Here is a 15,008-nt window from a genome sequence, read left to right as displayed (position 1 = left end):
AAAATAATATCGCGCTAAAATAGGGTGTCATACATTTTTTTGTAGCAAAGATTTATTTATTTAATACGAGTAATTAGCAGTACCAAAACGAATGCTTTTAGAGCTCCATTTGTTTCTGTTTGAAGGCAGACAGAAATAGATTTTTATAAACATTAGGGCGCAATATAAAAGCGTTCGTGTTTTTTTAATCTTTAAAAATTAGGTCACAGAGATTTTTAGATCCTTTATTTGAGACCACCACCTAAAGCTTTGTATAAATTAACAACGGTGAGCAACTGCTGCAGTTGGCTGTCGATAACTTTAATCTCAGTACTTAAAGCACTTTGTCTGGCGGTTAGTAAATCTAAATAATTTGCATAGCCGTTTTTTAACAATTCTTCTGAATTCTTTTCTGCTTTCCGCAAGGCTTCAACTTCATTATTTAAAAATTTAAACTTTCTATTTTCAGCGTTGAAGACAAACAGTGCATTAGAAACTTCAGTACCCGCAATCAATAGTGTTTTTTTAAACTTTAACAATGCTTGCTGCTGTTGCGCAATTGCCACTTCTTTTTGCGTTTTAAGTCTTCGTTGATTAAAAATAGGTTGAGTTAAACCACTAATAATATTTGTAAATAAAGAGTTTGCACTAAATAATTTATCCAATTCTAAACTTTGAAATCCGCCAGAAGCAGTCAATCTAAACGCTGGGTAAAAGTTACTTTTTGCTACATTGGTTAGTTCAAAAGCATTAATTAAGCCATATTCAGCAGCCACGAGGTCTGGTCGGTTGCTTAATAATTTTGACGGGATGCCTAGTTTTATCTGAGTATTTATAATTTGTGTTTCTAAATTATTTCTATGAAGTTGTTGCGGTGTTTTACCCAATAAAATACATAAGGTATTTTCTGCTTTAAAAAGAGCCACTTCTAAGTCTACTTCTAAAGATCTTGCATTATTATACTGTGCAATATTTTGATCTACAGCAACTTGGTTTGTAAATCCTGCCACCTTTAAAGCTTTGATCGTTTCTACACCTGTTTTTCTTGTTTCAATAGATTTTTTGGTGATTTCTAATTGTGCATCCAAAGCTAAAATAGTATAATAAGTAGTAGCAATACTGCTAATTAACTGGGTTTTTACAACCTGATGTCCAGCAACACTTTGTAAATAAAGAGCCTGTGTTGCACGACTATTACTGCGTATTTTGCCCCAAAGATCAGCTTCCCAAGTAAGGTTTGCCGTGATGTCAAATTGATCTGTAGAGGTGTTCGTTAAGAAGGAGCCAAACTGACTGTTTTTAGACAGTTCTTGATGTATTACATTGGCACCAATATTTACAGATGGTAAATATCCTAATTTCCCTTGTTTTGCATAGGCATTGGCTGCAACGATTTGTTGAACTGCAATGCGAATATCCATGTTATTTTGCAGCCCTTCATCAACATATTGTTGCAAATACGTATCTGTAAATAACGTTTTCCAAGATATAGCTGCCATAGATATACTATCAGATGGCAAATTTTCTGTTCTGTACAAACTCTCTGTTTCTGTAATAATTGGTTTCGAATATTCTTTAGCTACAAAACAACTTTGTAATGTAAAGGCAGCGACTACTAAAACAAATCCTTTTTGAAGAAATGTATTTTTTATAATTGGGATCATATGATTAATCTTCATTTTGTTGAGATACAATTGCAGGTTTACTAGAAACTTTTTCTTGCAACCATTGAAATAATATAAATAAAATAGGAATTATAAAGACTCCCAAAACAGTTCCTATAAGCATTCCTCCAGCAGCTCCAGTTCCAATAGATTTGTTTCCTGCTGCACCAACACCTTTGGCTAAGACTAACGGCATTAAGCCTAAGATAAAGGCAAATGAAGTCATTAAAATGGGGCGCAAACGGGATTTTGCTCCATGAATAGCAGCATTCACAATACTTTCTCCGTTTTTACGTCTTTGAACTGCAAACTCTACAATTAAAATGGCGTTTTTGGCGAGTAGCCCGATAAGCATAATCAAAGCAATTTGGAAATAAATATTATTTTCAAGTCCAAAGAGATAGGTACTTATGTAGGCTCCAAAAACACCAAAAGGTATTGAAAACACAACTGCCAATGGCAGTAAATAACTTTCGTATTGTGCGCTTAACAAGAAATACACAAATAAAATACTCAAGATAAAAATGAAGGTAGTTTGGTTTCCTGCACTTACTTCTTCACGCGTTAAACCAGAATAGGCAATGGTGTAGTTACTTGGCAATTTAGACGCTTCTTGTTCAATTACGCTAATGGCATCTCCCGTGCTAAAGTTATCGTTTGTAGCACCCGTTATGGTGGCAGAATTAAACAAATTGAAACGCGTTACCGATTGTGGTCCATACACCCTTTCTAGTTCTACAAATTGTGTAATTGGGGTCATTTCACCAGAGTTGGTTCGTACATACATGTTATTTAAATCCCCTACGTCTGCTCTGTCATCGGGTAAAGACTGAATATACACTCTAAATTGTTTTCCAAATTTAGAAAAATCTGAAGCATAAACTCCACCTATATATCCCTGCAGTGTTGAGAAAATACTGTTTATTGGTACGCCTTTTTCTTTCGCTAAAGGCACATTAATTTTCATTTCGTATTGTGGGTAATTTGTATTGAAAGAAGATTGTGCATATTTTATTTCTGGGTGCTTCATTAAAGCCATTGAAAATTCTTTGTTCACTTTATCTAAATCTTTAAATTCTCCACCAAATTTATCTAATAAATTTACTTCGAAACCTGCAGAATTTCCAAAACCACGAATGCTTGGCGGCGAAAAGAAAATAATATTTGCTTCTGGCACGTCTGCAACTACTCCAAACAATTTTCCTGTGATTGCTTGCACGGATGTAGCGGCATCTTCACGATTTTTCCAATCTGCTAATTTTATAATACCAAATCCATAATTACTACCTGCTCCACTAATTAAACTTCTACCCTTGATAAAGTTTACGGCAACAATACCGTCAATTCCGTTTATTCTACTGTATAGATCCTTTGCTACAGCATTTGTTCTGTCTAGGGAAGCGCCTGCTGGTAATTCTATGTTGGCAAAAATAATTCCCCGGTCTTCATTCGGTACGAAGCCGGTAGGTATTTTTTCAGAGGTCCAGAAAATTCCAAGAACTGCTAAAATTAGTAAGAGCGCAGGAACCCATTTTCTCTTGTATAAAAAATGAAGTGACTTTCCATATCTTTCTACCGAGGCGTTAAACCCACGGTTAAAAAGTGTGTAAAAACGTTTTAAAGCACTCTTATTTTTTAAATCTTCATCTTCTTTGTGTGTTTTTAAGAGCAATGCGCACAACGCCGGGCTTAAGGTCAAGGCATTTACCGCAGAAATAAGAATGGCGATAATTAAGGTAACTCCAAATTGCTCATAAAAAACACCTGTCGGTCCAGAGATGAAGGTTACTGGAATAAATACAGCTGCCATCACCAAAGTAATGGATATGATTGCGCCAGAAATTTCATTCATGGCGGTTAGTGTTGCTTTTTTTGGATTCTTTTCTCCTTCATCCATTTTTGCATGCACTGCCTCTACCACCACAATCGCGTCATCAACTACAATACCAATGGCGAGTACCAGAGCAAAAAGCGTCAATAAGTTTATTGAGTATCCAAAGACATTCAAGAAAAAGAAAGTACCAATAATAGACACTGGCACTGCGATTGCAGGAATCAAGGTAGAACGAAAGTCTTGTAAGAACAGAAACACGACCAAAAACACCAGAATAAAGGCTTCTACTAAAGTGGTAATTACCTTATCAATAGATGCGTTTAAAAATAAACTAGTATCATAAGGAACAAAAATATTCAAGCCTTTTGGTAGGTCTTTTTCAACGGATTTTAAAGTAATTTTAATGTTTTCAATAATTTCTCTTGCATTTGAACCTTTTGTCTGAAAAATTCCCATAAATACTGCAGGATTTCCCAAACTCATTGCATTAGAAGAATATGATTGTGCATCTAGTTCAATTTTCGCAACATCGTTTAAACAAAGAAACTGTCCATTTCCTAATGCTTTGATCACAATATTTCCATATTGTTTTACTTCTTTAAAACGACCACTATACGTTAATGTATAAGAAAAAGCCTCTCCACTATTTTGTCCTAAAGAGCCAGCAGCAGCTTCTAAGTTTTGCTCTTTTAAAGCTGCGGTAATATCTGAAGGTATTAAATTATAAGCGGCCAATTTTTCTGGTTTTAACCAAATACGCATTGCGTAATCTTGTTGAGAAAACACACTAACATCTCCAACACCACGAATACGTTGTATCGCGGGAATAACGTTTATCTTTAAATAATTCTGAATAAAAGTGGCGTCGTAAACGTCGCTTTCAGAATACATGGATATAAACATCAATGCACTTGTTTCTTGCTTTTGAGTAGTTACACCATTTTGAAGTACTTCTTGGGGCAACAACGAATTTGCTCTAGAAACCCGATTTTGAACGTTTACTGCAGCAATATCTGCGTCCATTTCTTGGTTAAAATAAACAGTAATTTCGGCAGTTCCTGTGTTAGATGCTGTAGATGTGATATAACTCATACCTTCTACGCCATTAATTTGTTCCTCAATAGGAATAATTACGCTTTCTAAAACAGTTTCTGCGTTGGCACCGGGATACGCAGCAATCACTTTTATGGTAGGGGGTGCAATATCTGGATATTCCTCTATGGGAAGGCTGGATATACTTATAATACCAAGAACAACGATTATAATAGAGATTACAGTTGAAAGTACGGGTCTTTCAATAAATGTTTTTAAAATAACTAGATACGTTTACAGTTTGTTAGTTTTTAAATAAAGTTGCGATCGGTTTAATAGTTTCATCAAAGGAGACAACCTTTGGTGAAATCGTCATGTCATTTTTTACCTTACCAATTCCAGAGACTACAATATGGTCTTCTAAATTGATCCCAGCGGCAATGACATATAGCTGGTCAACGGTCGCTTTAACTTCAACAATAGAAGCAACAACTTTGTTCTGCTTGTCTAGTTTAAAAACCATGATATTCCTCTGTTGCTCGTAGGTTGCTTTTTGCGGAATTATAGTAGCGTTTTCATAAATAACAGGAATTTGTATTGTTCCACTATTACCATTCGTAACCAATTGATTTGGATTTTTAAAGACAGCTCTAAAGCTTACAGTGCCCGTATTTTGGTTGATTTGTTCCGTGCTGGTCTCAATTTTTCCTTTTTCAGCATACAGACTTCCGTTTGCCAAGATTAAGTTTACTGCTGGGAAATTTGTTAGTTTTTCGGATAAATTTTCACCTTTAGTATTTTGTAGGAAATCTAAATACTGCGACTCATTTAAACTGAAAAAGGCGTATACCTTGCTAATATCACTCACTGTTGTTAATGCTTTTTGATCGCTAGGGCTCACCAACGCGCCCTCTCTAAAATTAATGGCACCAACATTCCCGTCTACTTGACTTCGTATCGTTCCGTAATTGATACGGGCAGAAATACTGCTGTAATTCGCTTTTTCCTGTGCTAAATTTGCTTTGGCAGTTTCTAACAGCACTGTGCTTATAATATTTTTTTCTACAAGTGGTATTAGTTTATCAACTTCTACCTGAGCCACATGAATACGTGCTTGAGCCGCATGCGCGTCTTGGCTTAGAGACTGGGTTTCTAATGTAAATAAAATTTGTCCTTTTCGTACTTTTTCCCCTTCATCAACGAATACCTTTTGCAGGTATCCAGAAACCTTTGCTCTTACAGCACTATTTACAATACCCTCTATACTAGTTGGGTATTCTTGATACCCAGTTACTGTTTTGGCATGTATTTGGGTTACTGGAAAAGAGGGCATTGGATCTGCTACTGCAGCAGTATTTTGCGTTTTATTTTTGTTACAACTTGTAAAAACTAAAAATATGCTTAGTGCGAGTAACGATCGTAATTTATCTTTTTTCATTTTTTTTAAGTTTAAATACTGAACTTATTGTTGGTTAATTTTTCTCTTAGTTCTTCTACAGAGGCTGAAGCTCCATCTATAAATTTGATGTAATCGTCATGAAAACTTAAATCGAATTTTTCGTTTTCCTTTTTGGTATTGTTTATTTCTTCCTTGTAATTTTTTAATTCTAAATGTATTTCACGGTCTTCTTTCCATTTAATTACCATACTGCTTATGTGCTGAACCACCATGTCTTTATTAATAATGAAATACTTTTTACGATCCCCTGTTTTTGTGAAATATACAATCTTATTCAAATCTTGTAAATGATTTAGGTGCGTGGAAATTGTGCTTTTACTCGCACAAAGGATTTTCACCATGTCTTCAAAAGTGGTTCCTATTTTACCAGTAAGAATAATGTATGATAAAATACGAGCGGCAACCGGTGCCAGCTGTTCTCTGTTTTCTAGGTGAACGCCCAACTTCTCAACTAAAGCCATTTTTTCCTTGCAGACTTCTTCTTTCATTTTTAAATTTTTTATTAGCGTTTTTGAAACTAATTATTTATTTCCAGTGAAATTCTTTGCAAAGATGTATTATTAGTTCGGAACAAACCGAACATAAAAAAGTTAAAACTGTGTTAAATAAAAAAAGCCGACAGTGATGTCAGCTTTAAATTTTTGGGATACTTTTCTAGGTGCAAACTTTTTGACCTTTAAAAAGGTTTTCTAATGAAAGTACTATTTTAAATTAGCAATGCTACTGCTACCAAAGCAGATAAAAGTCTTCTTTACTAATAATTTCGCCATCGCAATCATCAATGGTTAGTGGTCCTTCGCACAGACCACCAAACTCATCTTCTTGTTTTTCTTCAGTATATTTCACTGTTTTTCCATTTTGATAGACGGTAATTTGTTTTAAAACCAAGTCTGTGTGATTGGTTTCAAAATACCAAGTGGAGGTTCCCCAACTAGCGTATTCGTCATCTCTTTCTTCGTCCCAGACTTGTGTAAAGTAGTTCATTATATTACGGATTTAAATTGCTCCAAGAAACGTTTGTCGTTTTCATAAAACATTCGAATATCTGGTATTTGGTAGAGCAACATTGCAATGCGCTCTATGCCCATTCCAAAGGCATAACCAGAATATTTTGTTGGATCAATATTTGCATTTTTTAAAACATTAGGATCTACCATGCCACAGCCCATAATCTCAAGCCACCCAGTTCCTTTTGTTATTTTGTAGTCAGTTTCAGTTTCCAGACCCCAATAAATGTCTACTTCGGCACTTGGTTCTGTAAACGGGAAATAAGAGGGTCTTAATCGTATTTTTGACTTTCCAAACATCTCTTTTGTAAAGTATAAGAGCGTTTGTTTTAAATCAGCAAAGGAAACATCCGTATCAATATACAGACCTTCCACTTGATGGAAAATACAATGGGCTCTTGCAGAAATATCTTCATTTCTAAAAACTCTTCCTGGAGAAATGGTTCTAATTGGAGGGGTGTGTTCTTCCATGTACCGCACCTGAACAGAGGAGGTGTGCGTTCTCAATAAAATATCCGGATTTTGTTCAATAAAAAAAGTGTCTTGCATGTCTCTTGCCGGATGGTATTCTGGTAAATTTAATGCTGTAAAATTATGCCAATCATCTTCAATTTCAGGACCTTCGGAAACCGTAAATCCAATTCTATTAAAAACATCAATAATTTTATTTTTCACTAATGAGATTGGGTGTCTAGATCCTAATTCAATTGGTTCTGAAGGGCGGGTTAAATCTCCATAAAAGGAGTGCTTACTTGTTGTATTTTCTAGCGCATCTGTTAATTTAGCGACCTTATCTTCAGCAGCTTTTTTCAAGCTATTTAAAGACTGCCCAAATTCTTTCCGAGCATCAGGAGTAACATTTTTAAATTCAGCAAACAATTCTTTTAACAGCCCTTTGCTTCCGAGATACTTAATTCTAAACGCTTCTACTTCATTTTGAGTACTTGCTGTAAAAGCTTGTACATCACCGATAAGCTCTTTTATTTTGTCTAACATTTGGTGTAAAATTAAAGCGCAAATTTAGTCTTTTTATACCCTTTTATCAACCTAAATTTGAGAAAACAGTCGTAGTTTTCGAAATCGATTGAGATAAACTTGTTTTTCGGGTAAATAAAAAACCAATTTTTAATTGTGGATTCAGAATTTAACTATATTTGTGCTACAAATTAATTATGCAATTCATAAAAAAACATACCCTAAATTATGGAATTAAAAATTAAAGAATTTATGGATTTGGTCAAAAAAAGAAATGACCATGAGCCAGAATTTTTACAAGCCGTTCAGGAGGTTGCAGAAACTGTGATTCCTTATATCGTAAATCATGATATTTATCACGGCAAAAACATCTTGCTAAGAATGGTAGAGCCAGAACGATTAATTTCTTTCAGGGTTTCTTGGGTAGATGACAAAGGAGAAATACAAGTAAATAGAGGATATAGAGTACAGATGAATTCTGCAATTGGACCTTACAAAGGAGGTTTGCGTTTTCACCCTTCAGTAAATGCAAGTATTTTAAAGTTTTTAGCGTTCGAACAAGTATTTAAAAACTCTTTGACAACTTTGCCTATGGGTGGAGGAAAAGGAGGTTCTGATTTTGATCCAAAAGGAAAATCAGACAATGAAATTATGCGTTTTTGTCATGCATTTATGAGCGAATTGTTTAGACATATTGGTCATAATACAGATGTACCAGCAGGAGACATTGGTGTTGGCGGACGAGAAATTGGTTTTATGTTTGGAATGTATAAAAAACTAAACAATAGATTTACAGGAGTGCTTACAGGAAAGGGAGCTTCTTGGGGAGGTTCTTTAATCCGACCAGAAGCAACAGGATATGGTACGGTGTATTTCGCACAAAACATGCTGTTGCGTAAACAAGATTCGTTTACTGGTAAAAAAGTGGTGATTTCTGGTTCTGGAAACGTAGCGCAGTATGCTGCTGAAAAAGCAATAGAATTGGGTGCAACTGTTTTAACATTGTCAGATTCTGGAGGTTATATTTTAGACGAAGAGGGCATCAACTCAGAAAAACTGCAGCACGTAATGTATATTAAAAACACAAAAAGAGCCAGAATTAGTGAGTATATAGAAAAGTATCCAAATGCAAAATATGTAGCAGGTGAAAGACCATGGTCTGTGAAATGTGATATTGCTTTGCCATGTGCAACGCAAAATGAATTGGATGGAACGGAAGCAAAAGAACTAATTAAAAATGGCTGTATGTGTATTTCTGAAGGCGCGAACATGCCTTCTACACCAGAAGCAATTCACGAATTTCAAAAAGGAAAAATTTTATTTGCACCAGGAAAAGCAAGTAATGCAGGTGGTGTAGCCACTTCTGGCCTTGAAATGAGTCAGAATTCACTTCGTTTAAGCTGGACTCGTAAAGAGGTAGATGACAAATTAAAAGATATCATGGAGGACATTCATGACTCTTGTGTACAATACGGAGAAAACGAAGACGGAACGATAGATTATATTAAAGGGGCAAATATTGCTGGTTTTGTGAAGGTTGCAGATGCAATGTTGGCACAAGGAGTTGTTTAAAAACACGTTAATAAATTTAAATTTAATAAACGCATCAATTTAATTGGTGCGTTTTTTTGTGCAATTTGTTTTAAAAACCAATCTTTACATTTAGATTTTATAGATGATGATCGTTGCCTTTTTTCTTTTTGGTTTTTCTTTTTCTTTTGTGGGGTCTATAACGCCAAGTATGTTGAATATGACTGCTTTAAAAATTAGTTTAGAAAAAGGACAAAAAGAGGTGAATAAGTTTGCCATAGGTGTTTCTTTAGTTGTAGCACTGCAAGCGTATATCGCCGTTTTTTTAACAAGGTATATTTCAGAAAATCCTTTAGTCTTAGAGACATTAGAAAAGGCAGGCATCTTTATTTTTGCAGCATTATCTATTTATTTTTATTGCGCCTCTAAGAAAAACAAAATTTCCAGTAAACCCAATACAAGGAAAGATGAGCACGCGTTCTTTACAGGAATATTATTATCTGTGTTTAACATGTTTTCAATTCCTTTTTTTTGTGGAGTTGTCGTTGCACTAGAGTCTTTTAGTTTTTTTAGCTTTGATGTTATTCCTGTAGTTTTCTTTATTCTAGGAGCTGTTTTAGGTACGTTTTTAATCCTTTTTTTATATGGGAAATTTGCAAAAAGAGCGCAACAGTTAACAGGGAAATTAACCAACGACATCAATATAATTTTAGCAATTTTAACAGGATTAGTTGCCATTTTTACAGCAATAAAAACATTTCTTTAAATAAAAATGAAAGTCATTAAAAATATTATTGTCAAAGGAAAACACGGCAAACCAATTGTAACGGATGTTTTTTTCAAGGAAGATAAGCGGCCAAAAAACCTCCTTATTTTTTGTCACGGATACAAAGGGTTTAAAGATTGGGGTGCTTGGAATTTGATGGCAACCGCGTTTTCAAACTTGGGTTTTTTCTTTGTAAAGTTTAACTTTTCACACAATGGAGGAAGTATTGAACAGCCGATTGACTTTCCAGATTTAGAGGCATTCGGCAATAATAATTATACAAAAGAAAGAGACGACTTACAAAGTGTAATCGATTGGGTTGTGACCAGTTCTGATTTTAAAAATGAGGTAAATTGTGCAGATATTTCTTTGATGGGTCACAGCAGAGGAGGAGGAACTGTACTCATAAAAGCAGCGGAAGATCGGCGCATTACACAAGTGATTTCTCTGGCAGGAGTTTCAGATTATGGAAGTAGGTTTCCAAAAAAAGAAGATTTTAAAAAGTGGGTTGAGACAGGTGTTTTTTACGTAAAAAATGGACGGACTAAGCAAGAAATGCCTCATTTTTATCAATTTTACGAAGATTTTAAGCTAAATGAAGAGCAGTTAAATATTCAGAGATCTACTCGGAATCTAAAGATTCCACAGTTGATCATTCACGGCGATAGCGATACCAGTGTGTCAATTAAGGAGGCAGCACTTTTACAGTTATGGAATCCCAAAAGTACGTTCAAGGTGATTCAAAAGGCAGATCATGTTTTCAATGTTTCCCATCCTTGGCAAAAGGAAACAATGTCTCAAGAACTCGAGGAGGTAATAAATACAGCCGTTTGCTTTTTGAAAGGACAATCCTAAGGACAACACAACAAATTCCGTATTTTTGATAGATGGAATTGCTAGGGCCTTTTAGAAAAATAATTCATGTTGATATGGATGCATTCTATGCATCCGTAGCCCAATTAGACAATCCAGAGTTGATCGGAAAAGCGATTGCAGTAGGTGGAAGCGCAGAGAGAGGTGTGGTTTCTGCTGCGAGCTACGAGGCTCGAAAGTTTGGTGTAAAGTCTGCCATGAGTTCGTTTTTGGCGAAACAAAAATGTCCACATTTGATTTTTGTAAAGACAGATTTTGAGCGTTACAAAGAAATTTCCCAAAGAATTAGAGCAATTTTTTATGAGTATACCGATTTGGTAGAGCCCCTTTCTTTGGACGAAGCATACTTGGACGTTACCGAGAATAAAAAAGGAAATCTTTCGGCAAGTTTGATCGCAGTGGAAATTAGAAAAAGAATATACGATGAAATAGGTTTGCGAGCTTCTGCGGGGATTTCAATAAATAAATTTATAGCGAAAGTTGCTTCAGACATCAACAAACCAAACGGACAAAAAACAATAAACCCAGAAGAGGTAATTGAATTCTTAGCGGCACTTCCAGTAAATAAATTTTATGGTGTTGGTAAAGTTACTACTGCAAAAATGTACAATTTAGGAATTTTTACGGGCAATGATTTAAAGAAAAAACCGTTGGAGGAATTAATGAAATTGTTCGGAAAGTCAGGAGCTCATTATTATCATATTGTTCGCGGAATTCACAACAGTGCCGTGAAACCCAATAGGATTCGAAAATCTATCGCAGCAGAAAGAACGTTTAGTGAAAATATTTCTTCAGAAATCTTTATGATTGAACGCTTAGAACAGATTGCAGAAGAACTGGAGCGGCGCATGAAAAAAACGGATACAAAAGGAAAAACAATTACCTTGAAAATTAAATATTCAGATTTCACACAACAGACAAGAAGCAAAACAATGCCTCATTTTATGCAGGCAAAAAAAGAGTTTTTCCCTGTTGTTTCTGAGTTATTATACCAGCAGAAAATTACAAATTCTGTGCGTTTACTCGGTTTGTCTTTCGGAAACTTAGATACAGAGGAAGTCTTGCCTTTTTGGGTACAATTGAAGTTTGATTTTTAAAATATTGGAATGCCAAGAAAAAGTTTGAGGAGGCAGTTTCTTTCTAAATAATAGAAAAGTAATGAATATAAAAATAGTAACTACCGATGCTAACAATCAGGATTTTATAAACTTAATACGACAGCTAGATGCTTATTTAAAAATTACTGATGGCACTGAGCACGCTTTTTACAATCAGTTTAACAAAACAGACATGTTAAAGCGTATTGTGCTTCTTTATGCAGACGAAGTTCCCGTCGGTTGTGGTGCCATCAGGGAGTTTGATGCCTTTTCAGTTGAGGTAAAAAGGATGTTTATTCGTTCGGAAAAAAGAGGGCTGGGGTTTGCGAAAAAAATTATGCAGGAATTAGAAAATTATGCAAGAGAATTGGGGTATAAAAAGTGTATTTTAGAAACGGGAAAACGACAGGTGGATGCTGTAAATTTTTATCTTAAAAATGCATATCAAGTAATCCCTAATTACGGGCAATACGCTGGAAAGAAAAACAGTATTTGTTTTGAAAAATACATCGGATGAATTATAGTTATTGGGAGTTAAAAGAATGGTTTTCTAATATTGACTTTACAATTGTAGGTAGTGGAATTGTGGGTTTAAATTGTGCTTTGGCGTTGAAGGAAAAGTATCCAGGGGCGAAGATTGTAATTTTAGAGAAAGGAATGTTACCGCATGGTGCAAGCACAAAGAATGCTGGTTTTGCTTGTTTTGGAAGCCTTTCAGAGCTGATTGATGACTTGTTAACACATACCGAAGAAGAGGTTTATAGTTTGGTGGAAAACCGTTGGCAGGGCCTACAGTTGCTGCGGACCAATTTAGGAGATCAAAACATCGATTATCAGCAAAATAAAGGCTTTGAACTGTGTGTATCAGAAGGGTTCTTTGCGGAGTGTATTTCCCAGAAAAAAGCTATAAACAGTCTTTTAAACCCAATTTTTAAGTCGGATGTTTTCTCGATTTCAAACAATGTGTTTAATTTTAAAAAAGTGCATTCAAAATATATTGTGAATAATTTTGAAGGGCAAATTGATACTGGAAAAATGGCTTTTCAACTGTTGCACAAAGTGCAAAAATTAGGTGTTAAAATTCTTAATAATATTTCGGTAGAAAGTTTTGTAGCATTAGACGCTTCTTTGGAAGTGAAAACAGATAAAATCAATTTTAAAACAAAGAAGTTGTTTATTGCTACCAATGGTTTTGCAAAGCAATTGTTAGAAGAAGAGGTACAACCAGCGAGAGCTCAGGTTTTAATAACAACGCCTATTGAAAATTTAAAAATTAAAGGAACTTTTCATTTAGACAAAGGCTATTATTATTTTAGAAATATTGACAATCGTATTTTATTTGGAGGGGGAAGAAATCTTGATTTTGAGACGGAAGAGACTGCCGTTTTTGGGCAAACACCGCGAATTCAAAACGAGTTAGAAAGAATTTTAAAGGAAACTATTTTGCCAAATATTCCCTTTGAAATTGAACACCGTTGGAGTGGAATAATGGGCGTTGGTCCTCAGAAAAAAGCAATTGTAAAACAGCTTTCTGACAACGTGTATTGTGGAGTTCGCTTGGGAGGAATGGGTGTCGCAATTGGAAGTTTGGTAGGGAAAGAATTAGGAGATTTATTACAATAGATGAAAAAAAGTACCCAAACAGTGAATCATATAAAAGAGTATTGTGTTTATGATGCCATAATTATTGGCGGCGGTTTGGCAGGTTTATGCAACGCCATACACTTGTCAAAGTATGGTAAAAAAATACTGCTAATAGAAAAAAATGAATATCCAAAACACAAAGTTTGCGGAGAGTATATTTCAAATGAGGTACTGCCTTATTTAGAGTTCCTAGGTATAAACCCTTTTGACTTTGGCGCTGTAAAAATTAAAGAATTTCAATTGTCAACTGCAAAAAGTAAGCTTATTTCTGCCAAATTACCTTTGGGAGGGTTTGGAATTTCACGACACACACTAGACCTTGTTTTATCAGAAAGAGCGAAAAAAAATGGGGTTACAATTTTACAAGACGTGGTTGTAAATAGCGCTTTTTTAAAAGGTGTTTTTAAGATTGAAACAAAACAAAACAATATATTTACTTCAAAAGTAGCTATTGGTGCTTTTGGAAAACGCTCTTTGTTGGACGTGAAAATGGAACGTGCTTTTATTCAACAGAAATCGCCTTACTTGGGAGTGAAAATTCATGTAAAAGGAGATTTTCCTGCTGATTTAGTCGCGCTTCATAATTTTAAAGGAGGATATTGTGGGGTTTCAAAAGTAGAAAACAATGCAATTAACTTGTGTTATATCACAAATTTTTCATCCTTTAAGCAATATAAAAACATTGATGACTTTCAAGAGCAGGTTGTTTTTAAAAACAAGTTTTTAAAAGAAATATATCAGAATTCAGAGGCGATTTTTGAGCGTCCGTTGACGATTAGCCAGATTTCTTTTGAGACAAAAAAGCCTGTTGAAAATCATGTTATCATGTGTGGAGATTCTGCTGGAATGATTCACCCTTTGTGTGGAAACGGAATGAGTATGGCAATTCAATCTGCACAAATTGCATCCAAATTGATTCTAAATTATTTGAATGATTCGTTAAGCTCTAGAAGAGAACTTGAAAAGCAATACATTAGACAGTGGAATAAAAAGTTTCGTTTGCGTTTAAAAGCGGGTCATTTTATAGCGATGCTGTTTCGAAACGATAGGGTTGCAGCCGTTTTATTGCAGGCTTTGAAGAAAATTCCCTTTTTGTTACCGATTATTATCCGTCAAACACACGGAAAACCAATGAAAATATAGCTGTA

Annotated in this window: 13 protein-coding genes; 7 read left to right on the top strand and 6 right to left on the bottom strand. The window is 35.0% G+C overall.

What is annotated here, in order from left to right:
• Positions 1–224: 224 nt before the first annotated feature.
• The 6 genes from PI23P_RS03685 to pheS all read right to left on the bottom strand — a co-directional run bounded on the left by PI23P_RS03685 (position 225) and on the right by pheS (position 7,971).
• Positions 225–1,658: an efflux transporter outer membrane subunit gene (locus tag PI23P_RS03685; RefSeq protein ID WP_004569393.1), complete on the bottom strand. Its 1,434-nt coding sequence runs from the start codon at positions 1,656–1,658 to the stop codon at positions 225–227.
• Entirely contained in the window at positions 1,648–4,791 is a 3,144-nt protein-coding gene (locus PI23P_RS03680) for an efflux RND transporter permease subunit (RefSeq protein ID WP_026288382.1), read from the bottom strand. Before PI23P_RS03680 ends, PI23P_RS03685 begins: the two co-directional genes overlap by 11 nt.
• 22 nt (positions 4,792–4,813) lie before the next feature.
• A complete protein-coding gene (locus PI23P_RS03675; RefSeq protein WP_004569390.1) occupies positions 4,814–5,947 on the bottom strand; it encodes an efflux RND transporter periplasmic adaptor subunit in 1,134 nt (377 codons plus the stop codon).
• Between the two features lie 11 nt (positions 5,948–5,958).
• Positions 5,959–6,456 (bottom strand): GbsR/MarR family transcriptional regulator, encoded by a 498-nt coding sequence (locus PI23P_RS03670; RefSeq protein ID WP_004569389.1) that lies wholly within the window; start codon positions 6,454–6,456, stop codon positions 5,959–5,961.
• A 238-nt stretch (positions 6,457–6,694) separates the two neighbouring features.
• Positions 6,695–6,952 carry a hypothetical protein gene (locus PI23P_RS03665; RefSeq protein ID WP_004569388.1) on the bottom strand — a complete coding sequence of 86 codons (258 nt, stop codon included), beginning with the start codon at positions 6,950–6,952 and terminating at the stop codon, positions 6,695–6,697.
• The gene (gene pheS / locus PI23P_RS03660; RefSeq protein ID WP_004569387.1) at positions 6,952–7,971 is read right to left on the bottom strand and encodes a phenylalanine--tRNA ligase subunit alpha; all 1,020 of its coding nucleotides are present in this window, start codon (positions 7,969–7,971) and stop codon (positions 6,952–6,954) included. Before pheS ends, PI23P_RS03665 begins: the two co-directional genes overlap by 1 nt.
• A gap of 207 nt (positions 7,972–8,178) precedes the next feature.
• Between pheS and gdhA the strand changes: the two genes are divergently transcribed.
• From gdhA to PI23P_RS03625, 7 genes are all read left to right on the top strand, one after another.
• Positions 8,179–9,522: an NADP-specific glutamate dehydrogenase gene (gdhA, locus tag PI23P_RS03655; RefSeq protein WP_004569386.1), complete on the top strand. Its 1,344-nt coding sequence runs from the start codon at positions 8,179–8,181 to the stop codon at positions 9,520–9,522.
• Between the two features lie 103 nt (positions 9,523–9,625).
• Positions 9,626–10,246, top strand: coding sequence for a LysE family transporter (locus PI23P_RS03650; RefSeq protein WP_018941879.1), 621 nt, complete (start codon positions 9,626–9,628; stop codon positions 10,244–10,246).
• 6 nt (positions 10,247–10,252) lie between these two features.
• Complete coding sequence (locus tag PI23P_RS03645; RefSeq protein WP_004569384.1) at positions 10,253–11,101, top strand: alpha/beta hydrolase family protein; 849 nt, start codon at positions 10,253–10,255, stop codon at positions 11,099–11,101.
• Positions 11,102–11,133: 32 nt separating this feature from the next.
• Complete coding sequence (dinB, locus tag PI23P_RS03640) at positions 11,134–12,216, top strand: DNA polymerase IV (RefSeq protein WP_004569383.1); 1,083 nt, start codon at positions 11,134–11,136, stop codon at positions 12,214–12,216.
• 61 nt (positions 12,217–12,277) lie between these two features.
• Positions 12,278–12,733 carry a GNAT family N-acetyltransferase gene (locus PI23P_RS03635; protein ID WP_004569382.1) on the top strand — a complete coding sequence of 152 codons (456 nt, stop codon included), beginning with the start codon at positions 12,278–12,280 and terminating at the stop codon, positions 12,731–12,733.
• Entirely contained in the window at positions 12,730–13,839 is a 1,110-nt protein-coding gene (locus PI23P_RS03630; RefSeq protein WP_004569381.1) for an NAD(P)/FAD-dependent oxidoreductase, read from the top strand. The genes PI23P_RS03635 and PI23P_RS03630 overlap by 4 nt, the downstream gene beginning before the upstream one ends.
• Positions 13,840–15,003 (top strand): NAD(P)/FAD-dependent oxidoreductase, encoded by a 1,164-nt coding sequence (locus PI23P_RS03625; RefSeq protein WP_004569380.1) that lies wholly within the window; start codon positions 13,840–13,842, stop codon positions 15,001–15,003.
• Positions 15,004–15,008 lie beyond the last annotated feature (5 nt).

Origin of the sequence: Polaribacter irgensii 23-P, from assembly GCF_000153225.1 — a bacterium.
Taxonomy (GTDB): Bacteria; Bacteroidota; Bacteroidia; order Flavobacteriales; family Flavobacteriaceae; genus Polaribacter; species Polaribacter irgensii.
This window is presented reverse-complemented; position numbering and strand designations above follow the sequence as displayed.

Excerpts from the sequence above, each read along its gene's own strand:
- PI23P_RS03650 (WP_018941879.1), top strand. The coding sequence starts at position 9,626 with ATGATGATCGTTGCCTTTTTTCTTTTTGGTTTTTCTTTTTCTTTTGTG.
- PI23P_RS03670 (WP_004569389.1), bottom strand. The coding sequence starts at position 6,456 with ATGAAAGAAGAAGTCTGCAAGGAAAAAATGGCTTTAGTTGAGAAGTTG.
- PI23P_RS03645 (WP_004569384.1), top strand. The coding sequence starts at position 10,253 with ATGAAAGTCATTAAAAATATTATTGTCAAAGGAAAACACGGCAAACCA.
- PI23P_RS03625 (WP_004569380.1), top strand. The coding sequence starts at position 13,840 with ATGAAAAAAAGTACCCAAACAGTGAATCATATAAAAGAGTATTGTGTT.
- dinB (WP_004569383.1), top strand. The coding sequence starts at position 11,134 with ATGGAATTGCTAGGGCCTTTTAGAAAAATAATTCATGTTGATATGGAT.
- PI23P_RS03630 (WP_004569381.1), top strand. The coding sequence starts at position 12,730 with ATGAATTATAGTTATTGGGAGTTAAAAGAATGGTTTTCTAATATTGAC.
- pheS (WP_004569387.1), bottom strand. The coding sequence starts at position 7,971 with ATGTTAGACAAAATAAAAGAGCTTATCGGTGATGTACAAGCTTTTACA.
- PI23P_RS03685 (WP_004569393.1), bottom strand. The coding sequence starts at position 1,658 with ATGAAGATTAATCATATGATCCCAATTATAAAAAATACATTTCTTCAA.
- gdhA (WP_004569386.1), top strand. The coding sequence starts at position 8,179 with ATGGAATTAAAAATTAAAGAATTTATGGATTTGGTCAAAAAAAGAAAT.
- PI23P_RS03675 (WP_004569390.1), bottom strand. The coding sequence starts at position 5,947 with ATGAAAAAAGATAAATTACGATCGTTACTCGCACTAAGCATATTTTTA.
- PI23P_RS03635 (WP_004569382.1), top strand. The coding sequence starts at position 12,278 with ATGAATATAAAAATAGTAACTACCGATGCTAACAATCAGGATTTTATA.
- PI23P_RS03665 (WP_004569388.1), bottom strand. The coding sequence starts at position 6,952 with ATGAACTACTTTACACAAGTCTGGGACGAAGAAAGAGATGACGAATAC.